Source organism: Sphingopyxis bauzanensis (assembly GCF_002205675.1).
GTDB classification, from domain to species: domain Bacteria; phylum Pseudomonadota; class Alphaproteobacteria; order Sphingomonadales; family Sphingomonadaceae; genus Sphingopyxis; species Sphingopyxis bauzanensis.
Map to the genome: position 1 here is coordinate 199,065 of NZ_NISK01000001.1, position 19,551 is coordinate 218,615.

The window sequence follows — 19,551 nt, forward strand, 5'->3', positions numbered from 1 at the left end:
GGCTTGCACCCTCTCCCTCCCCTCGCTATGCCCGCGCTTGATTGACGTTCACGTTAAGGGAAAGACGAGCCCATGCGTTTCGATGGAACCAGCGCCTATATCGCCACCGACGACCTGAAGGTCGCGGTCAACGCCGCAACGCTGCTGCGCCGCCCGCTGCTGGTGAAGGGCGAGCCCGGCACCGGCAAGACCGTGCTGGCCGAGGAAATCGCGAAAGCGTTCGATGCGCCGCTGATCACCTGGAACATCAAGTCGACGACCAAGGCGCAGCAAGGATTGTATGAATATGACGCGGTTGCGCGCCTGCGCGACGGTCAGCTGGGCGAAGAGCGCGTCCACGACATTCGCAACTATATCCGCAAGGGCAAATTGTGGGAGGCGTTCACCTCGCCCAAGCTGCCCGTGCTGTTGATCGACGAGATCGACAAGGCCGACATCGAATTCCCGAACGACCTGTTGCAAGAACTCGATCGGATGGCGTTCCATGTTTACGAAACCGATGAGACGATCACCGCGAAGGAACGCCCGATCGTCGTCATCACGTCGAACAATGAAAAGGAACTGCCCGACGCTTTCCTGCGCCGCTGTTTCTTCCACTATATCAAATTCCCCGATCGCGACACGATGGCGGCGATCGTCGACGTCCATTTCCCCGGCATCCAGAAGACGCTGGTCAGCCGCGCGATGGACATCTTCTACGAAGTTCGCGACGTGCCGGGCCTGAAGAAAAAGCCCTCGACCAGCGAGCTGATCGATTGGCTGAAGCTGCTGCTCAATGAAGACATGCCGCTCGAAGTGCTGCAGAACCGCGACGTCGGCAAAGCGATCCCCCCGCTCCACGGTGCGCTGCTCAAAAATGAGCAGGATGTGATGCTGTTCGAAAAGCTGGCGTTCATGGCGCGGCGTCAGGGAAGCTAGAGCCCGCCTTCGCTCTTAACCTCCGTTTGTGTCGAGCAAAGTCGAGACATGCCAACGGAGTGCCGGACGTATCTCGACTTCGCTCGATACGAACGGGTCGGGGCGTAAACGTCGTTCAGACGCTTTAAAGTTGGTACGCGACCTCCACATCGCCCCAGCGCCGACCATTGATCACAACCGGCGTATAAACGTTGCGGACCGTGACATAGTTGGTGCCATCGCCTTCCTGGCGATAGACCGCCATGAAGAACGGGGCGCTGCTGCGTTTGGCCGCCTTGTCGGTGTCGTCGAACAGGATACGGCCGTTGCGGCAATAGGCGGTGTCGTGCGCCACATCACCGGTCGGGGAACGCGAACATTCGGTGATGTGCGTCGGTAAAAAGCCATTCATGTCTGCCCCCGACGACATCTTCACATTGGAATTGTCGGCGACGACATCGTCAAACAGCGGCCGCCAATTGATGTCGGCCCAGTCGCACAAGGTGGTGCGGAAGCGTTCGGGGTTCGATCCCGGCACGCGGACATAATTGGTGTCGAACAATTGCTCCATCGTCAGCTCGCCATTCGCGATCGCCTGCTCGGCGATCCCGACAAATTTGTCGCGCACCCTGGCGGCAAGTTCGACAACCGCCGAATCCTGCGGGCTGACCCCCGCCGAGATCACCGCGTTGAACATGCGGTTCGACACATGCTCCATCGACAGGATCGACGTGCGGGTATCTTCCAGCGTCGAAAGATTGTCGCGTACCGACCCGACGACGCGGTCGACCGCCTCGCGGACTTTGGCGCCGTTGGCATGCACCATCGCGCTCGACTGCGCGATGCGGTCGCTCTGATCGTCGAGCAAGGCGACGAGGTGCGTGGCGTCGTGCAGCGCGTCGGTGATCGTTTCGAACTGCGCTTCGGCGCGGCTCGATTGCTCGACCCCGGCCTGAATTTCGGTGACCAGCCCGCTCGCTTCGGCGGCAAGGCTGCCGATGCTGCGGCGGATTTCGTCGGTTGCGCCGCGGGTGTTCTGCGCCAGCTTTTTTACTTCGGCGGCAACCACAGCAAAGGTGCGGCCGGCGTCACCGGCGCGCTCGGCCTCGATCGCGGCATTGAGCGCCAGCATGTTGGTGGTCTTGGCGATCGCTTCAATCGACTGGCTGACCTGCTGCACCTGCTCCATCACCGCGGCGAAATTGGTGACGTGCGTGCCAAGCCGCGCGACGAGGTCGATGACCGATCGAAATTCGGTGACCGCGGAATTAACGCGTTCGGCACCAGCGTCGAGCTGTTCGCACGCGCGCGCCGACAGCAATTTAGCTTCATCGGTCGAATCGGCAATCTGGCGCTGGTCGGATTCCAGGCTGACAACAAAATCCTCAAGCCGTCCGAGCTCGTCGACCTGACGGTCCATCTGGTCGGTCGCGCGCTTGATCCGCCCCGCGGCCTCACTGCATCCCACAGCCAATTCGCCGCAGTCGCTCGCAACCGACTGGTCAAGCACCGGCGCAGCCGGATTGATCGGATCATATTTCATGCGCGCACCCACCCAAAGAACATCGACGGGTCATGCCGGAGAATGGTTAATAGGGGGTCAATGGTTGGCAAGCAGGCGGGTTATGGGCAGGCTGCCTTGCCAGCCCTGCGGGCTGCCTCCTCCCCACCGCAAATCGATGGGGAGGATCGCTGAAGACCGCGCTGGGGTCGAATCCTGCCCTCGCACCGAAACCCCAGGCCCGCTTTCCGTTTACGTAAAGGGATTGCACCGCAAGTCGCGACACGTTACCCCTCCCCCATGTTTTTCGGCTTTCTCGACGAGCTTCGCGCCGCGGGCATTCCCGCCAGCCTGAAAGAGCATCTGATGCTGCTGGAGGCGCTCGACCGCGAGGTGATCGACCGCAGCCCCGAACAATTCTATTACCTCAGCCGCGCGATTTACGTGAAGGACGAAGGCCTGCTCGACCGTTTCGACCAGGTGTTCAACAAGGTCTTCAAGGGCATCATCTCCGATTACGGCCAGAACCCGGTCGATGTCCCCGCCGACTGGTTGAAAGCGGTTGCCGAGAAATTCCTGACCCCCGAGGAAATGGCCGCGATCGAGTCGCTCGGCGACTGGGACAAGATCATGGAGACGCTGAAAGAGCGGCTCGAAGAACAGCAGAAGCGCCACGAGGGCGGCAGCAAGTGGATCGGCACCGGCGGCACCTCGCCCTTCGGCAATTCGGGCTATAATCCCGAGGGCGTGCGGATCGGCGGCGAGAGCAAGCACAAGCGCGCGCTGAAAGTGTGGGAAAAGCGCGAGTTCCAGAACCTCGACAACACCAAGGAACTCGGCACCCGCAACATCAAGATTGCGCTGCGCCGCCTGCGCAAATTCGCGCGCGAGGGCGCCGCGGACGAGCTCGACATTCCGGGCACGATCGACGGCACCGCGCGGCAGGGCTGGCTCGACATCCGGATGCGCCCCGAGCGGCGCAACGCGGTCAAGCTGCTGCTGTTCCTCGACGTCGGCGGGTCGATGGACCCGTTCATCAAGCTGTGCGAAGAACTGTTCAGCGCCGCGACGACCGAGTTCAAGAACCTCGAATTCTTCTATTTCCACAACTGCCCCTATGAAGGCGTGTGGAAGGACAACAAGCGCCGCTGGTCCGAACGCCACCAGATGTGGGACATCCTCCACAAATATGGCCATGATTATAAGGTGATCTTCGTCGGCGATGCGTCGATGAGCGCCTATGAAATCACGCATCCAGGCGGCAGCGTCGAACATTTCAACGAGGAATCGGGCGCGGTCTGGCTCCAGCGGATCACCAAAGTCTATCCCGCCGCGGTGTGGCTGAACCCGGTGCCGGAGCCGCATTGGGGCTACACGCAGTCGGTGAAGCTGATCAAGCAACTGATGAACGACCGCATGTATCCACTCAGCCTTGCCGGGCTGGACGATGCAATGCGCGAGTTGACGCGCAAGCATTGAGCGCGGCGTGGGCAAATTCAGGGACAGGCTGCGCGGCTGGTTCGGACGGTATGAGATAGAAGACCCGCGGGCGATCGCCGCGAAGGTACCCTATACTTTCTATCTTCCCTTAGAAAAGGAGCTGTTGGCGGTATCGCCCTTCGACCTCGTCAAACTGATTTTCCGATCGATTCCCGATAGCGGCGAATGGGGCGCAGAACGGATGTGGGTCATCGTGACGGCGACAGACGGAGCATGGTTGACCGGTACGCTGGACAACGATCCTCTCGACATGCCTCAGCTGAGGGCCGGTGATCGCGTGACATTTGCCCGTCGGCACATCATCGACATCGACTGGAGTGAGGATCGCGCCGTCCCACCTCCAAACGCGCCCGCGCGGCGAGAATATTGGGACCGCTGCTTCGTCGATGACCAAATTCTCGATGGCCGACTCAAAGTCGAGTATCTTTATCGCCAAGAGCCCGACCCGCCGGGCGAAGGCGATGCCTATCCCGACAGCGGCTGGCGCTTTCGGTGCGACACACGCAGCCTGACCGACGCTGAGTATAACAATCCGAGCTTCAGCTTACATTGCGATCGGCAAGGTGCTGAACCGTGATGACAGCTGGCTTCATCTGATTGACGCGCCCGTCGGCAGCGCGTTTCTCCGCGATTGGGCTACGGGCAGATTTGGGCCGACAGAATTCTCTGCGACCGATTGAAATCGCTCGAATTCGCCCGGCCCTCCCGCTAACCCTCGCAGATGATCGACCTTCCCCTTGTCACCATCCTGCTCCTCACCGGGTTCATCAACCTGATCGGCGCACTCGCTTATGCGGCGCGAATTGCAGGGGTACGGACGCGGCGGATTGCGATGTCGTTCGCGCTGTTCAACATCCTGGTGCTGTTTTCGCGCACGTCGAACAGCTTCCTCGGCCCTTTCCTCGCCAAGCGGATCGAAACGCGGCTGCATGACGGCAACGGCGCGTCGCTGTTCATCGACATGCAGCTGGTACTGGCCGCGGCGAGCGTCGCGACGTTCATTGGCATCTTGCTGGTGCCGACGGGGCAGCGGATGTTTGCGGCCGCGATCGGCTGGTATCAGACTAACCGGTCCACGACAAAGCTGGCGGTCAAGGCGGTAAGCCCAAGCGGACTGCGCACCCTGGGCCGGTCGCTGACCTTACCAAGCTTCGCGCACCTGAGGGGCTGGAAGATGCCCAAGGGGATCAGCTGGGGCGTGCTGATCGCCAATTGCCTCGCGCAGTCGCTGCTCGCGGTCGGCGTCGTCGCCTCGCTCTACGCTGGCTATCTGGCGCCCGAGTTCCGCGTCACCGCATCGCAGCTGTCGGCGCTGATCAACGGCTTTGCGACGATCCTGCTGTTCGCCTTTATCGACCCGCAACTGTCGGTGATGACCGACGACGCGGTCGAGGGCAAAGTCGACGAGGCAGAGTTCCGCCGCGCGATCACTTTCATCTCGCTGAGCCGCCTCGCCGGTACGATCCTGGCGCAGGCGCTGCTGCTGCCTGCGGCAATGCTGATCGCCTGGGTCGCGATCTATGTCTGACGCGCCACGCGGCCAGTCGCGCTTTCACGCCGTTCGGATGCGGCTGGAAGCGATGGCGGTCGAGCCCGGACCGCGCGGCTGGTTTCTCGAATTTCTCGTCTTCGGCTTCAAACAAGGCTGGGCATGCCTGTTCGGCGCGCTGATGCTCGCGCTGCTGCTCGGCACGCATCTGTTCTGGCCCGACGACGCGCCGCTCTACCGTTATGACGCAATCACCATCGGCGCGGTGCTGATCCAGCTCGGGATGCTCGCCTTCCGGCTCGAAACGCCGAAAGAGGCGCTCGTCATCCTGATCTTTCACATCGTCGGCACGGTGATGGAATTGTTCAAGACCGCGGCGGGGTCGTGGCAATATCCCGAGGCGAGCCTGCTCCACATCGGCGCGGTACCGCTGTTCTCGGGCTTCATGTATGCCGCGGTCGGCAGCTACATCGCGCGCGTCTGGCGCATCTTCGATTTCCGCTACACGGGCTATCCGCCAGTCTGGACCAGCTATGCGCTCGCCGCCGCGATCTACATCAACTTCTTCGCGCACCATTGGTTGTACGACATTCGCTGGTTCCTGTTCGCAGCGACCGCGCTGCTCTTCTGGCGCTGTCAGGTGTGGTTCCGCCCGCTGCATGTCCACCGCGGCATGCCGTTGCTTGTCGGCTGGGGGCTGGTCGCGCTGTTCATCTGGCTTGCAGAGAATATCGGGACATTTGCGCGGGCCTGGACTTATCCCAGCCAGGACAATGGGTGGCACATTGTGGGGCTGGAAAAGCTCGGCAGCTGGTATCTGCTGATGATCATCTCGTTCGTGCTGGTCAGTTTGGTGCAACGGCCGAGGAAACCTGACGCCTCCCTCTAATCTTTGCCCCTGCGAAGGCGGGGATCGCCATCGGCCTGGCCCAGCAACGATGCACAAACATCTAGCGGCCCTCGCCTTCGCGGGGGCGACGCCTTTTGCCTAACCGAACGGCTTATCAATCGACGGCGGCGGTTGGCTGAACCATTTCGGGCCGCTGTCGGTCATGTGGAAACAATCTTCCAGCCGGATCCCGAACTCGCCGGGAATATAGATGCCCGGCTCGTTCGAAAAACACATGCCCGGGGCCAGCTTCGTCGTCTCGCCGCGCACCAGATTGACCGGCTCGTGCCCATCAAGACCAATTCCGTGGCCGGTGCGGTGCGAGGTGCCGGGGAGCTTGTAGCCCGGACCCCAACCAAGCCCTTCGTAATAAGCACGCACCGCGTCATCGACATGACCCGCCGGTGTACCGAGCTTCGCCGCGGCAAAGGCAACGTCCTGCCCTTTGCGCATCTCGTCCCACACCTGCCGCTGGCGCAGGGTTGCCTTGCCGTAAACGAAGCTGCGCGAGATGTCGGACTGATAACCGTGGACGGTGGCGCCGCAGTCCATCAGCACGACCTCGCCGAACTTCACCGCCTGCGGATTTCCCGACCCATGTGGATAGGCGCTCGCTTCGCCGAGCAGGATCAGCTCGAACTCGCTTTTGCCGCCGAGTGCGCTCGTCGCAGCGGCCATGATCGCGCCGATCTGCGCGGGGGTCATCCCCGCCTCGATCCGCGGCGCGGTATGGCGATAGGCGGCGATGGTGATATCGTTCGCGACCTGCATCAGCGCGATTTCCGCAGGCGATTTGTGCATGCGGCACTCGCGCACGACCGGCGCGCCATTGACCACGGTCGCACCCGGCATCGCCTGCTCCAGCCCGTCGACCGCAAAATAGCGCACCGTTTCCTCGACGCCGATCTTGCCCTTGGTCAGTCCGCGTTTTTTGAGCCATGTCGCGACGGATGCGAGTGGATTGTCATCCTCGTTCCACGTCAGCACTTCGGCTTCGACGGTGAGGCTTTCGCGTACCGACGGTTCCTCGAAAAAGGGGGTCACGACCGCGAGCTCGCCTTCGCGGGTCAACACCGCGGCGGTCAGCCGCTCGCTGCGCCACCACTGGACACCCGTAAAATAAACAAGGCTCGATCCAGGCTCGATCAGCAGGGCGTCCATGTCGTTCGCGCGCAGCAATTGAGTTGCCTTGGCGATCCGCGCCATGCGTTCGACAGCACCAATCGGAACCGCGTTGACGGCCAGATTGGGAAGTCCGCTGGTGTCGGCGGCCCATGCAGACAACGGCAGCGATGCAGCCAGTCCGCCGAGGGCCGCCGTGCCAAGAAATTGCCTGCGCTGGATCATTGTTCGCCTTCCGCGCTCAGTAAATCAAGAGATCCGAAATTTCGTCGTGCCATGCTGCCTCATCGGCCAACGCCAGCGCGTCGAGGTCACCCGCGACCGCACCTGCATCATCGACCCACAGCCGCAGATCGGGGCCGCCGTTGATCACGTCGATCGCCAGCACATCGTCGGTATATTCATATTTGAAATCGGTGCCGCGCCAGATCGGATAGTCGGGATAGAGGCTGCGGATCGCCTTGAAGCCGAGCGCCTGCACCCGCCACGGTTGGAACGCGGCATCGTCGTACCACGCCCCCTCGGCATGGATGTGGACGCCGCTGCACAACTGCCCGACATGCTTGTGAAAGGTCGGCTGGAACCAGATATCGCGCAGCTTGCAGCCCGCCAGCCAATGCGGCGCGAGGCGGTGCATTTCGGCGATCACCGCCTTGGCATCGATGTCGGGGGCGCCGAAGATTTCGAGCGGGCGCGTCGTGCCGCGGCCTTCGCTGAGCGTCGCGCCTTCGACCATCACCGTGCCGGCATAGGCGCGTGCCATGTTGACGTTCGCGGCATTGGGGCTGGGGTTGATCCACACGCGATCGGTCGGCCAGCCAAAGCCGGGGCCGACTGTGGGCGCCCACCCTTCCATTTCGATCACGCGGTAATCGACGTCGAGATTAAAGTGACGGATGAACCAGCGCCCCATTTCGCCGATCGTCAACCCGTGGCGCATGACCATCGGTGCCGCGCCGACAAAACTCTCGCAACCGGGACGAAGCAATGTGCCCTCGACCGGGCGTCCCGCGGGGTTCGGGCGGTCGAGCACCCACACCGCCTTGCCGTGCTGCGCCGCGGCTTCCAGCATGTAGAGCAAGGTCGTGACATAGGTGTAGATGCGGCAACCCAGATCCTGAAGGTCGATCAGCACAACGTCGAAGGTGTGCATCGACTGGCCCGTTGGACGGCGCACTTCGCCATATAGGCTAAAACAAGGAACTCCATGCACCGGATCGGTGAAGTCGGGCGATTCCATCATATTGTCTTGCAGGTCGCCGCGCACCCCATGCTGCGGCCCGAACACCGCGGTGACATTCACCCCCGCCGCGACGAGCGCGTCGAGGCTGTGGGTCAGGTCGGCGCTGACCGAGGCGGGATGCGCGAGAAGTGCGACGCGCTGGCCCGCCAGCGGTTTGCGCAGCGCAGGATCGGCGAGCAGGCGATCGATACCGAATGTCATCGTCATGCCGCGCCCGGTGCCGCAAGCGTGAGCGCAAAGCAATCGGGATGATGAAAATCGGGCTTGCCGGGCGGATGCGCGAGCGCCCAATAGCTTTTGGTGCCATCGAGCTCCTCGATCACCGCCGACAAGGCGAGTTTCGACCCGGTGTCGGGAAAAATCCCCGGCTCGACGCGCAGCGCATAGCGCGTATCGCTGCGTTCGGCGACCATCTCCCACGGCGCCAGCTCGTCGGGGCGCAGCAGCGAGCGATAATCGTCAAACTGGTAACAGGCCCAGCGGCCGTCGGGGGCATAGTTGAATTCGGTGTAGTCGGGTTGCCCCTCTTCGGTCAGGAACGCCTCGAAACAAGTGCCTTGCCACAATCCGTCGGTCGCGCTGTCGGCGATGACCAGCTGGCCGTCGCCGGGCGGCAACACAATCTCGCCCACCGCACCTTCGACGACATAGCGCAGCGCAAAGCCGTCATCGAACGACAGCGTGATTTCGACCGCGACCGACCGCACGGTTCGGGCCGGGGTGTCGGGGTGGCAGACCAGCGCTTTGCGAATGCTATCCAAAACTCCAACCCCATGCTAAGCGCCCGCCCGCTATGACGAACCACAAATCCGACCTGCTGCGCGTCCTCGATCAACGAGGCTATATCCACCAGATGACCGACGCGGAAGGGCTCGATGCACTTGCCGCCAAACAGGTGGTCCCCGGATATATCGGTTTCGACGCAACCGCCCCCAGCCTGCACGTCGGCAGCCTGGTCCAGATCATGATGCTGCGCCGCCTACAACAGACGGGGCACAAGCCGATCGTGCTGATGGGCGGCGGGACGACGCGGATCGGCGATCCCACGGGGCGCGACGAAAGCCGCAAGATGCTGACCGACGCGACGATCGCCGCGAATATTGCGTCGATCTTCAGCATCTTTCAGCAGTATCTGACTTTCGGCGACGGGCCGACCGATGCGGTGATGGTCAACAACCAGGACTGGCTGGGCCAGCTTGGCTATATCGAGTTGCTGCAGGAAGTCGGCACCCATTTCACGATCAACCGGATGATGACGTTCGATTCGGTGAAGCTGCGGCTGGAGCGCGAGCAGCCGATGACCTTCCTCGAATTCAATTACATGATCCTGCAGGGCTATGATTTCCGCCATTTGTCGAAGGACATGGGGGTGCGGCTCCAGATGGGCGGGTCGGACCAGTGGGGCAATATCGTCAACGGCATGGAGCTCGGCCGCCGGATGGATGGCGCCGATCTCTACGGGCTGACGACTCCGCTGCTGACCACCGCGGCGGGCGCCAAAATGGGCAAAACCGCCGCCGGGGCGGTGTGGCTTAATCCCGAACAACTGTCCCATTTTGACTATTGGCAGTTCTGGCGCAATTGCGACGACCGCGACGTCGGCCGCTTCCTGAAGCTGTTCACCGACCTGCCGCTCGACGAGATCGCGCGGCTCGAAGCGCTGGGCGGCGCCGAGATCAACGAGGCAAAGAAGATGCTGGCGAACGAGGCGACCGCGCTGTGCCGCGGCGAGGACGCCGCGCGCGCGGCGTCGGACACGGCCGCGCAAACCTTTGAAAAGGGGCAGATTGGTGGCGACCTGCCGCAAGCTGTCGCGCCCGCCGAAGGGATCAGCGTCGTCGACGCACTGCGCGAACTGGGCTTCGCCGCGTCGAACAAGGAGGCGCGCCGAAAGCTCGACGAGGGCGCGGTCAAGATCGACGGCGTCGTCATCCGCGACCCGCAGCATCGGATTCTACCGGGTACCGATCCCGTGCCGCTGAGCCTGGGCGCGAAAAAACATGGCCTTGTGATCCGGTAAGGCGCAGAAACGCGTTTACCCAATCTTCAGCATTCAAGTGGATCGTCATGGCCAAACCAACAAGGTCCACAAAAATGCGCAAGATCGATACCAGCAAGGCCCATTATGTCGGGCTCGACCAGCGAATTGCTCCGCGTAGCGACGTCTATGTTCGCTTGCCCTTCGTCATGCCCGACGGACGGCAGGAAATGTGCACCTGCGTCAACATCAGCGCCGACGGTATGCTGATGCGCTTCGAGCGCGGGCTGGAGATCGGCGACCTCGTCGTTTTCCGTATGCCGATCATCGGCCGCACCGCGGCGAAGGTCGTGTGGTCGCTCGGCGGCAAGACCGGTGTCCAGTTCGACAAGTCGATCGCGGTCGAAGATTATCTGCCGATGATCCGCGCCATGGGCGCCCGGGCGGATTTGAACTAAAAACGCGAAGTAGAGGCACGCTCTTCTCCCTTCCCGCTTACGGGAGGGGGACGATCAGCCACTTCTGAGCAGCGGCACCGCCGCATCGCGCTCGAACAGATAGAGGCAGTGCCGCACCGCCTCGCCGCGCGCGCCGTCCATGCCGCCGTCGCGTTCGACAAACAGCCGCGCGTCGTCGTGCGCCACCGGCAGTAACCGCACCAGCTGCTCGGCGCTCGCCAGCCCATAATCGGCGTCGCCCGACTGCTTGAGCCCGAGCAATTCGCCCCCGCCACGCAGCTCCAGATCCTTCTCGGCAATCACGAAGCCGTCGTTCGTCTCGCGCATCAGCGCCAATCGCTCGCGCGCGGTTTCGGACAGGTTCTGCGAGCGCAACAGCAGGCACACCGATTTCGCCGCGCCGCGCCCGACGCGCCCGCGCAGCTGGTGGAGCTGCGCAAGGCCGAAGCGGTCGGCATGTTCGACGATCATCAGGCTGGCGGCGGGGACATCGACCCCGACCTCGATCACCGTCGTCGCGACCAGCACGCCGATCTCGCCCGCTTGGAATCGCGCCATGACGTCATCCTTGTCCGGCCCCTTCATCCGCCCGTGGACCAGCCCGACGCGGTCGGCGCCCAGCCGCTCACGCAGCAGCGCGGCGCGTCCTTCGGCGGCGGCAAGCTCGCTCATCTCGCTCTCGGCGACCAGCGGGCACACCCAATAGGCCTGCGCCCCCGTCTCCAGGTGACGCTCCAAGCCGCCGACCACCTCGTCGAGCCGGTCGACCGACACGACGCGGGTATCGACCGGGGTGCGCCCCGGCGGCATCTCATCGATCCGCGAGACGTCCATCTCACCATGGTTGGCCAGTTGCAGCGTGCGCGGGATTGGGGTCGCGGTCATCACCAGCAGGTGCGGCGGTCGCGCCGCTTTCTGGGTCAGCATCAGCCGCTGCGCGACGCCGAACCGATGCTGTTCGTCGACGACGACCAACGCAAGATCGCGGTACGTCACCGCATCCTGGAAAATCGCATGCGTGCCAACGAGGATGTCGATGCTGCCGTCGGCCAACCCCATCAGCGTCGATTCGCGCACCCGCCCCTTGTCGCGTCCGGTCAGGATCGCGATGTTCACCGGCAGCCCCGCGAGCATGGCCTGCAAGGTCGCGAAATGCTGGCGCGCCAAAATCTCGGTCGGCGCGAGCAGCGCCGCCTGCGTCCCCGCCTCGACCGCCGCCAGCATCGCGCGCAGCGCGACCAGCGTCTTGCCCGACCCGACGTCGCCCTGCAGCATCCGCAGCATGGGGGTTTCGCGGCCCATATCGGCGGCAATCTCGCGCCCCACCAGCTCCTGCGCGCCGGTCAGCCCGAACGGCAGCCGCAGCGCGTCGATCAGCCGTCCGTCGCCGGCCACCGCGCGCCCCTTGCGCTTGCGCAGCCCTTCGCGGATCAGCATCAGCGCGACCTGGCTCGCGAAAATCTCGTCATAGGCCAGCCGGTCGTGCGCCGCGGCGTCGTGCGGGCTGGCATGGGCGCGCGTCAGCGCTTCGCGCCAGGTGGGCCAATTGCGGCTGGTCAGCAGCGGCCCGTCGATCCATTCGGCGAGCTCGGGGCGCCGTTCGAGCGCGATCTCGACGAGCTGCGTCAGCCGCGCGTTGGTCAGCCCTTCGGTCAGCGGATAAACTGCCTCGCTTGTTGCGATTGCCGCATCGCTGTCCGGTTCGCTGACATGGTCGGGATGGACGATCTGGCGCATCTCGCCATAGGTATCGAGTCGACCCGACACCTGCCGCGGTTCGCCGAGCGGGAACAGCTTTTTCGCCAGGCCCGATGTGCGCCCGAAATAGACGAGGCGGACATGATCGCCGGACGCGTCGAATGCATCGACGCCGAACGGAGCACGCGGGCTGCGCCCCGACCGGTAGTCCTGCGCGGTCAGCGTGACGATGATCTGCTGCCCCGGCTGTGCGTCGTCGAGGCGATCGACCGGATGGCGCTGCACCAGCCCGGTCGGCAGGTGGAACAGCACATCGACGACGCGCTCCAGCCCCAGCCGAGCCAGCGGCTTGGCAAGCTGCGCCCCGACGCCTTTCAGGTCGGTGAGCGCGGCAAAGAGTGGATTGAGGATTTCGGGTCGCATCGGTGATCGCTGTTTAGCGCGAGCTTTGCCAACTTGCACCTCCCCTCTCCCCATGCGTTAGAACGCGGCAAGACTCACGAGCTTGCGCGTTAGTCGCTGCGGGTGAGGGGTATGCGCTTGCAAAACAAGCGCGCGCTCGCCATGCGAGCGCTCACCCTCATCCGACTTCGCCTAGCCGCAAAGCGGCAAGGCTCCGTATCCTTCTCCCGTCAAGGGAGAAGGGAAAGAGAAACAGATGACCGACCGCCTCAAACGCCTGAAATTCCGCGCCTGGCATCGCGGCACGCGCGAGGCCGACTATATGATTGGCGGCTTCTTCGACCGCTATGCGGCGACGTGGGGTGATGACGAGATCGCTTGGTACGAAATCGTCGTCGAGGAAGACGACGTCGACATCATGGCTTGGGCGCTCGGCACCGGCGAACCGCCCGCGCATCTCAACCAGCCCGAGATGATCGCCGCGATGCGCCGCCTGGACTATATCCCGCTGCCATGACCATCCCTGCCGCCGACATTTTTGCCGCAATCGGGTCGGCAGCGGCGCCGCTGACGCTCGCACGTGCCGCCGATGGGTTCCTACCGCTGCTGCTCGCCGATCTGGCACGCGCCAGCGACAAGCGGCTTGTTTATGTCGCGACCGACGACGCGGCGATGCAGGCGATCGCCGATGCCGCACCCTTTTTCGCGCCCGACCTCATCGTCCACCGCTTCCCAGCTTGGGATTGTCTGCCCTATGACCGCGCGGGTCCGTCGATGCGCGTCAGCGCCGACCGGCTGGCGACGCTGTCGGCGTTGCAAGCCGCTCCCAAGCGCGGAGAACTGGTCCTAACCACCGTCGCGGCGATCACCCAGCGCACGCTGACCCCCTTCCGCATCCGCCAGCTCGCGACAACGCTCGCCGCAGGCCAGCGGATCGACCGCGATGCGCTCGCAGAGCTGCTGGTCTCGAACGGCTTCAGCCGCGTGGACACCGTCGCCGATCAGGGCGAGTTTGCCGTGCGCGGCGGCCTCCTCGACCTGTTCCCAGCGGGCGAGGAAACCGGGCTGCGGGTCGATTTTTTCGGCGACGAAATCGAAAGCATCCGCCGCTTCGACCCCGCCGACCAGCGCAGCCTTGGCCCCGCCAAGGCGCTGCAACTGCTCCCCGCCGCCGAGACTTTGCTCGATCAAGACACGATCAAGCGCTTCCGCTCAGTCTATCGCGACCTGTTCGGCGGCCAGTCGACGAGCGATCCGCTCTATCAGGCGGTGAGCGAGGGGCGGCGACAGGCGGGGATGGACCATTGGTTGCCGCTGTTCGAGGAGCGGCTGGCGACGCTGTTCGACCATATCGACCCCGCGACCCCGGTGCTGCGCGGCCACCGCAGCGAAGCCACTGCCGAGACGCGCTTTGCCGCGATCACCGATTATCATGCGAACCGCGTCGCGGCCGAAAAAGAATCGACCGGCAGCTATCGGCCGCTGGCACCCGAGACGCTGTATTGGACGGAAAGCGAATGGGCGAGCGCGACGGCGAGCCGCCCGATCCACATCATCACCCCGTTCGACGTGGCCCCCTCAGCGACCGTCATCGACCTCGAAACCTTTGCCGCACGCGATTTCACCCCCGAACGTGCTGCCGACCTCAACATTTATGACAAGGTCGCCGATCATCTAAGCGACGAACGTCGCAAGGGACGACGCACGATCATCGCCAGCTATTCGGCCGGCGCGCGCGATCGCCTGTCGGGACTGCTGCGCGAGCATGGCGTGACGTCGCTCGCTCCGGCCGACGGCTGGCAGGACGCGCTCGGCACCGCGTCTGCGACAAGCGGCGGCGCGACCGCGATGGTCGTCCTCCCGCTGGACCACGGCTTCGCCTCGGACGCGATCAGCCTGCTCACCGAACAGGACATCCTCGGCGAGCGGCTCGTCCGCCGCCAGAAGCGCCGCAAGAGCGCCGACGCCTTCCTCGCCGAACTCGCGACCCTCAGCGTCGGCGATCTCGTGGTTCACCTCGACCATGGCATCGGGCGCTATGAAGGGCTGACCTCGATCCCGGTCGGGAGCAGTCCGCATGATTGCGTCGCACTGACCTATGCGGGCGGCGACAAGCTGTACGTCCCGGTTGAAAATCTCGACGTGCTCTCGCGCTACGGTGGCGAGAGCGACGGGGTCGCACTCGACCGGCTCGGCGGCGAAGCGTGGCAGCGCCGCAAGGCGCGGATGAAGGAGCGGATCCGCGAGATCGCGGGCGAACTGCTCGCGACCGCTGCGCAGCGCGCGCTGCGTTCGGGCGAATTGCTCGCGCAGGACGCCGCCTATCCCGCCTTTGCCGACCGCTTTCCCTATCAGGAAACCGACGATCAGGACCGCGCGATCGGCGATGTGCTCGCCGACATGGCGTCGGGCAAGCCGATGGACCGGCTGGTGTGCGGCGACGTCGGGTTCGGCAAGACCGAGGTTGCGCTGCGCGCCGCGTTCGTCGCGGCGATGGCGGGAGTGCAGGTTGCGGTGGTCGTGCCGACGACGTTGCTCGCGCGCCAACATTACACAAATTTTGTCGAGCGTTTCAAAGGCTTCCCGGTCAATATCGGCCGCCTGTCGCGCCTCGTCCCCGCGGGCGAAGCACAAAAGACGCGCGACGGCCTGGCCAGCGGTCATATCGACATCGTCGTTGGCACCCATGCGGTGATCGCAAAGTCGGTCGAATTTAAAAACCTTGGTCTGGTGATCGTCGACGAGGAACAGCGCTTCGGCGTCGTCCACAAGGAGCGGCTGAAGCAGCTCAAGGCCGACGTCCATGTCCTGACGCTGACCGCGACGCCGATCCCGCGCACGCTTCAGATGGCGATGTCGGGGCTGCGCGAGCTCAGCGTCATCCAGACGCCGCCGGTCGATCGCCTCGCGGTGCGGACCTATGTGGCACCGTGGGACGCTGTCGTCCTGCGCGAAGCCTTGCTGCGCGAACATGATCGCGGCGGGCAGAGCTTCTTCGTCGTCCCGCGGATCAAGGATCTGCCCGACATCGAGGAATTCCTCCGCAACCGCATCCCCGAAATCAAATATGTCGTCGCGCATGGCCAGATGACCCCGACCGAGGTCGAGGACCGGATGAGCGCCTTTTACGACCGCAAATATGATGTGCTGCTGTCGACGACCATCGTCGAGTCCGGGCTCGACATCCCGAGCGCCAACACGCTGATCATCCACCGCGCCGATCGCTTCGGCCTGGCGCAGCTGTACCAGCTGCGCGGGCGCGTCGGGCGGGCGAAGACGCGCGCTTATGCCTATCTCACCACCCCCGAGCATGGCGCGATCACCGACACGGCCGAAAAACGGCTCAAGCTGCTCGGCGACCTCGACACACTGGGCGCGGGGTTCCAGCTCGCGAGCCACGATCTCGACATTCGCGGCGCTGGCAACCTCGTCGGCGACGAGCAATCGGGGCATATCCGCGAGGTCGGGTTCGAGCTGTATCAATCGATGCTCGAAGAGGCGATCCTGATGGCCAAGGCCGAAGGCGCGGGCAAGCTGCCACCTCGCGAAGCCTTGTCACCGACGATCACGGTGGATGCACCGATCCTGATCCCCGAGGATTATGTCCCCGACCTGCCGCTGCGCATGGCGCTCTATCGCCGCCTCAACGATGCTGCCGACCGTCCGGCGCTCGATGCCTTTGCGGCGGAGATGATCGACCGCTTCGGCCCGCTGCCGCCCGAAACCGCGAACCTTGTCCTGCTGATGGAAATCAAGGCGAACGCCCGGATGGCCGGAATCGCCAAACTCGATGTCGGCACCAAGGGTGCGCTCGTCAGCTTCCACAGCGACCAGTTCGCCAACGTCCCCGGGCTGATCGCCTATGTCGAACGGTTGAAGGGCCGCGCGCGCCTGCGTCCCGACAACAAATTGTCGGTGAGCGGCGACTGGGTCAGTACCGGGGCGCGACTCAATGGAGCGCTGCAATTGTCAAAGGGATTGGGGAAGCTGGCGAAGCAGGCGATGTAATCGTCGCCTCCGCGAAGACGGGGCCGCTATCGACGTCGCGCAAGGCTGCCTGCAGCCCCCGCCTTCGCGGGGCGACGTTTATTGTGTCAACGCCAGCAACTGATCCCCCGGCACCGGGCCCGACTTCAAAAACCCCTGCCACGATGCGACGCCCAGCTCGGACAACCGCGCCAGCTGGCGTTCATTCTCGATCCCCTCGGCCACCACCAGCAGCCCCAGCGCGCGCGCGAGATCGACGATCGCGCGCACCACAATGCGGTCGCGGTCGTTGCCGTCGATGGTACGGGTGAAGCCGCTGTCGATCTTGAGGTAATCGATCGGCAGCCGCGCGAGCAGCGACAGGCTGGAATAGCCGGTGCCGAAATCGTCGATTGCGATTGCACAGCCCAGCGCGCGGATTTGCGCGAGCTGCTCGGCGGCGCTCGCCGGATCGCTCAGCATTGCCTGTTCGGTCAGCTCCAGCGTCAGCCGGTCGGTATCGACCTTTGCCGCTTTCGCCATCGCGGCGAACCGGCCCGCGAATTCGGGATCGCCCAGATCGGCGGCGGTGATGTTGAGCGACACGCGCAGCTTTGCCAGCGATTTGGGCCAGTTCGCCATTTCGGCGAGCGCAACGCGGTGGGCATGTTCGGTCAGCTCACATTCGAGCCGTGCCGCCCGCGCCGCTGTCACCAGCGGTCCGGCGCCGAGCAGGCCGAGCTCGGGATGCTGCCAGCGCAGCAGCGCCTCGACCCCGATCATTTCGCCGGTGCCGACATCATATTGCGGCTGGTAATGGATCAGCACCTCGTCGCCCGACAGCGCCGCATTCACCATTACCCCGTCGCGCGCCGACGCAGGACGCGACAACTGGTCCCCCGCGGTGCGCAGCTGCTCGGCGACCGATTCGTCACGCGTGATCAGCGCCGCCGCAATCCGGATCGACAGCCGTCCGTTCGGGTCGCCGACGATCGGTTCGGCCAGCGCGACATGCAGCGCGCGTTCCTGCGCGCGCAATGCCCCCAGGGACATCGGCGCCGACGGCACGATCAGGAACCGCGGCCCGTCGAGCCGGTCGACGCACGACCCCTGCCCGAATTCGTCGCTGGCGAAATTTTCCAGCCGCCGCCCGATTTCGTCGAGCACTGCGTCGCCGGTCGCGGTGCCGGCACTGATGTTGATCCGCGCCATCTGATCAATCTGGACCAGCATGACGCCGGCATCGGCATCGTGGCGCGCGTGCAGCGATTCAAGTTTTCGGACGCATGCGGACAGGGTTTCGGACAAGCGATTCATGGCCTTCCCCTAGCAGGCTTTGCTTGCCAAGTTGCTGCCTTTTGCATCACAAGGCGCCTGTGGCTTCCACATTTTCCCAACCTGCCGCATCGACGGCGCCTTTGATCGACGGCCATGGCCGCCAGATCAGTTACTTGCGCCTGTCGGTGACCGACCGCTGCGACCTGCGTTGCCGCTATTGCATGGCCGAAGACATGGTCTTTCTGCCCAAATCGGCGGTGCTCAGCATCGAGGAAATGGGCGAGCTGGCCGTGCGATTCGTCGCGCGCGGGATTCGCCGCATTCGCCTGACCGGCGGCGAGCCGCTGGTGCGCCGCGGGATCGATACGCTCGCGACGCGGCTGGGGGCGATGATCGGGCACGGCCTCGACGAACTCACCCTGACCACTAACGGCATGCGGCTCGCCGAACATGCGCCGATGCTGGCGTCGGCCGGAGTGCGCCGCATCAACGTGAGCCTCGACACGCTCGACCCCGCTGCGTTTCGCCACATTACGCGCGTCGGCGACGTCGATGTGGCGCTCGGCGGAATCGCCGCGGCGCGCGCGGCCGGGCTGGCGGTGAAGATCAACATGGTCGCGCTCGCGGGGCTCAACGAAAACCAGCTGCTGCCGATGCTCGATTATTGCGCCGAGACCGGCTGCGACCTCACGCTCATCGAAACGATGCCGCTTGGCGAGGTCGAAGCCGACCGCAGCGACCATTATATCCCGCTCCACCATTTCATCGCCCCGCTGCGCGAAACGCACGCGCTGTATCCGGTCGAAAAACGCACCGGCGGCCCGGCCCGCTATTTCGCGATTGAGGACAGCCCGGTCACGCTGGGGCTGATCACCCCGCTGTCCGACAATTTCTGCGCGACGTGCAACCGCATCCGCCTGACCGTTGAGGGGCGCGTCTATATGTGCCTGGGGCAGGACGACCATGTCGACCTGCGCGCGGCACTGCGCGATCGCGGCGACGTGGATGGGTTGATTGATGCCGCATTGGCTGGCAAACCCCGCGCGCATGACTTTCATATCGAACGAAAGTCCACACCGGCGGTCGCGCGTCATATGAGTGCAACGGGCGGCTGAACCTAGCCGCGAGGG

The 19,551-nt window shown here is 64.2% G+C and carries 16 protein-coding genes; 10 read left to right on the plus strand and 6 right to left on the minus strand.

Annotated features, from left to right (window positions below; genetic code table 11):
• Positions 1 to 72: 72 nt before the first annotated feature.
• On the plus strand, positions 73 to 918 hold the full coding sequence (locus tag CDQ92_RS00940) for an AAA family ATPase (protein WP_088439259.1): 846 nt from the start codon (positions 73 to 75) through the stop codon (positions 916 to 918).
• Positions 919 to 1,042: 124 nt separating this feature from the next.
• On the opposite strand, the gene CDQ92_RS00945 is transcribed toward CDQ92_RS00940, so the two are convergent.
• Positions 1,043 to 2,440: a methyl-accepting chemotaxis protein gene (locus CDQ92_RS00945; protein WP_088439261.1), complete on the minus strand. Its 1,398-nt coding sequence runs from the start codon at positions 2,438 to 2,440 to the stop codon at positions 1,043 to 1,045.
• A gap of 258 nt (positions 2,441 to 2,698) precedes the next feature.
• On the opposite strand from CDQ92_RS00945, the gene CDQ92_RS00950 reads away from it, so the two are divergent.
• The 4 genes from CDQ92_RS00950 (at position 2,699) to CDQ92_RS00965 (ending at position 6,276) form a co-directional block, all read left to right on the plus strand.
• Positions 2,699 to 3,877, plus strand: coding sequence for a vWA domain-containing protein (locus CDQ92_RS00950; RefSeq protein ID WP_088439263.1), 1,179 nt, complete (start codon positions 2,699 to 2,701; stop codon positions 3,875 to 3,877).
• Positions 3,878 to 3,884: 7 nt separating this feature from the next.
• Positions 3,885 to 4,475 carry a DUF2314 domain-containing protein gene (locus CDQ92_RS00955; protein WP_229667545.1) on the plus strand — a complete coding sequence of 197 codons (591 nt, stop codon included), beginning with the start codon at positions 3,885 to 3,887 and terminating at the stop codon, positions 4,473 to 4,475.
• A gap of 144 nt (positions 4,476 to 4,619) precedes the next feature.
• Positions 4,620 to 5,426, plus strand: coding sequence for a lipid II flippase Amj family protein (locus tag CDQ92_RS00960; RefSeq protein ID WP_088439265.1), 807 nt, complete (start codon positions 4,620 to 4,622; stop codon positions 5,424 to 5,426).
• The gene (locus CDQ92_RS00965; RefSeq protein ID WP_088439267.1) at positions 5,419 to 6,276 is read left to right on the plus strand and encodes a DUF817 domain-containing protein; all 858 of its coding nucleotides are present in this window, start codon (positions 5,419 to 5,421) and stop codon (positions 6,274 to 6,276) included. Before CDQ92_RS00960 ends, CDQ92_RS00965 begins: the two co-directional genes overlap by 8 nt.
• Positions 6,277 to 6,375: 99 nt before the next feature.
• Here the strand turns inward: CDQ92_RS00965 and CDQ92_RS00970 are convergent, their stop codons facing one another.
• The 3 genes from CDQ92_RS00970 to CDQ92_RS00980 are packed head-to-tail and all read right to left on the minus strand — an operon-like array spanning position 6,376 to position 9,402.
• Entirely contained in the window at positions 6,376 to 7,623 is a 1,248-nt protein-coding gene (locus CDQ92_RS00970; RefSeq protein ID WP_088439269.1) for a M24 family metallopeptidase, read from the minus strand.
• A 16-nt stretch (positions 7,624 to 7,639) separates the two neighbouring features.
• The gene (locus CDQ92_RS00975) at positions 7,640 to 8,842 is read right to left on the minus strand and encodes an exo-beta-N-acetylmuramidase NamZ family protein (protein ID WP_088439271.1); all 1,203 of its coding nucleotides are present in this window, start codon (positions 8,840 to 8,842) and stop codon (positions 7,640 to 7,642) included.
• 2 nt (positions 8,843 to 8,844) lie between these two features.
• Positions 8,845 to 9,402 carry a DOMON-like domain-containing protein gene (locus tag CDQ92_RS00980; RefSeq protein ID WP_088439273.1) on the minus strand — a complete coding sequence of 186 codons (558 nt, stop codon included), beginning with the start codon at positions 9,400 to 9,402 and terminating at the stop codon, positions 8,845 to 8,847.
• Between the two features lie 32 nt (positions 9,403 to 9,434).
• On the opposite strand from CDQ92_RS00980, the gene tyrS reads away from it, so the two are divergent.
• Both tyrS and CDQ92_RS00990 read left to right on the plus strand, forming a co-directional pair.
• Positions 9,435 to 10,661, plus strand: a complete 1,227-nt coding sequence (gene tyrS / locus CDQ92_RS00985) for a tyrosine--tRNA ligase (RefSeq protein WP_088439275.1) — start codon at positions 9,435 to 9,437, stop codon at positions 10,659 to 10,661.
• 74 nt (positions 10,662 to 10,735) lie between these two features.
• Positions 10,736 to 11,077: a PilZ domain-containing protein gene (locus tag CDQ92_RS00990; protein ID WP_088439277.1), complete on the plus strand. Its 342-nt coding sequence runs from the start codon at positions 10,736 to 10,738 to the stop codon at positions 11,075 to 11,077.
• A gap of 54 nt (positions 11,078 to 11,131) precedes the next feature.
• On the opposite strand, the gene recG is transcribed toward CDQ92_RS00990, so the two are convergent.
• A complete protein-coding gene (gene recG, locus CDQ92_RS00995; protein ID WP_088439279.1) occupies positions 11,132 to 13,198 on the minus strand; it encodes an ATP-dependent DNA helicase RecG in 2,067 nt (688 codons plus the stop codon).
• A 235-nt stretch (positions 13,199 to 13,433) separates the two neighbouring features.
• On the opposite strand from recG, the gene CDQ92_RS01000 reads away from it, so the two are divergent.
• Both CDQ92_RS01000 and mfd read left to right on the plus strand, forming a co-directional pair.
• Positions 13,434 to 13,694: a succinate dehydrogenase assembly factor 2 gene (locus tag CDQ92_RS01000; RefSeq protein WP_088439281.1), complete on the plus strand. Its 261-nt coding sequence runs from the start codon at positions 13,434 to 13,436 to the stop codon at positions 13,692 to 13,694.
• On the plus strand, positions 13,691 to 17,185 hold the full coding sequence (gene mfd / locus CDQ92_RS01005; RefSeq protein ID WP_088439283.1) for a transcription-repair coupling factor: 3,495 nt from the start codon (positions 13,691 to 13,693) through the stop codon (positions 17,183 to 17,185). The genes CDQ92_RS01000 and mfd overlap by 4 nt, the downstream gene beginning before the upstream one ends.
• A gap of 78 nt (positions 17,186 to 17,263) precedes the next feature.
• Here mfd and CDQ92_RS01010 read toward each other — a convergent pair whose 3' ends face one another.
• The gene (locus CDQ92_RS01010; RefSeq protein WP_088439285.1) at positions 17,264 to 18,460 is read right to left on the minus strand and encodes a GGDEF domain-containing phosphodiesterase; all 1,197 of its coding nucleotides are present in this window, start codon (positions 18,458 to 18,460) and stop codon (positions 17,264 to 17,266) included.
• A 59-nt stretch (positions 18,461 to 18,519) separates the two neighbouring features.
• Here CDQ92_RS01010 and moaA point away from each other — a divergent pair, with 59 nt between their 5' ends.
• On the plus strand, positions 18,520 to 19,536 hold the full coding sequence (gene moaA / locus CDQ92_RS01015; protein ID WP_229667546.1) for a GTP 3',8-cyclase MoaA: 1,017 nt from the start codon (positions 18,520 to 18,522) through the stop codon (positions 19,534 to 19,536).
• Positions 19,537 to 19,551: the final 15 nt, after the last annotated feature.

Excerpts from the sequence above, each read along its gene's own strand:
- CDQ92_RS00940 (WP_088439259.1), top strand. The coding sequence starts at position 73 with ATGCGTTTCGATGGAACCAGCGCCTATATCGCCACCGACGACCTGAAG.
- CDQ92_RS00945 (WP_088439261.1), bottom strand. The coding sequence starts at position 2,440 with ATGAAATATGATCCGATCAATCCGGCTGCGCCGGTGCTTGACCAGTCG.
- CDQ92_RS00960 (WP_088439265.1), top strand. The coding sequence starts at position 4,620 with ATGATCGACCTTCCCCTTGTCACCATCCTGCTCCTCACCGGGTTCATC.
- CDQ92_RS00990 (WP_088439277.1), top strand. The coding sequence starts at position 10,736 with ATGCGCAAGATCGATACCAGCAAGGCCCATTATGTCGGGCTCGACCAG.
- tyrS (WP_088439275.1), top strand. The coding sequence starts at position 9,435 with ATGACGAACCACAAATCCGACCTGCTGCGCGTCCTCGATCAACGAGGC.
- CDQ92_RS01000 (WP_088439281.1), top strand. The coding sequence starts at position 13,434 with ATGACCGACCGCCTCAAACGCCTGAAATTCCGCGCCTGGCATCGCGGC.
- recG (WP_088439279.1), bottom strand. The coding sequence starts at position 13,198 with ATGCGACCCGAAATCCTCAATCCACTCTTTGCCGCGCTCACCGACCTG.
- CDQ92_RS00950 (WP_088439263.1), top strand. The coding sequence starts at position 2,699 with ATGTTTTTCGGCTTTCTCGACGAGCTTCGCGCCGCGGGCATTCCCGCC.
- CDQ92_RS00965 (WP_088439267.1), top strand. The coding sequence starts at position 5,419 with ATGTCTGACGCGCCACGCGGCCAGTCGCGCTTTCACGCCGTTCGGATG.
- CDQ92_RS01010 (WP_088439285.1), bottom strand. The coding sequence starts at position 18,460 with ATGAATCGCTTGTCCGAAACCCTGTCCGCATGCGTCCGAAAACTTGAA.
- CDQ92_RS00975 (WP_088439271.1), bottom strand. The coding sequence starts at position 8,842 with ATGACATTCGGTATCGATCGCCTGCTCGCCGATCCTGCGCTGCGCAAA.
- mfd (WP_088439283.1), top strand. The coding sequence starts at position 13,691 with ATGACCATCCCTGCCGCCGACATTTTTGCCGCAATCGGGTCGGCAGCG.
- CDQ92_RS00970 (WP_088439269.1), bottom strand. The coding sequence starts at position 7,623 with ATGATCCAGCGCAGGCAATTTCTTGGCACGGCGGCCCTCGGCGGACTG.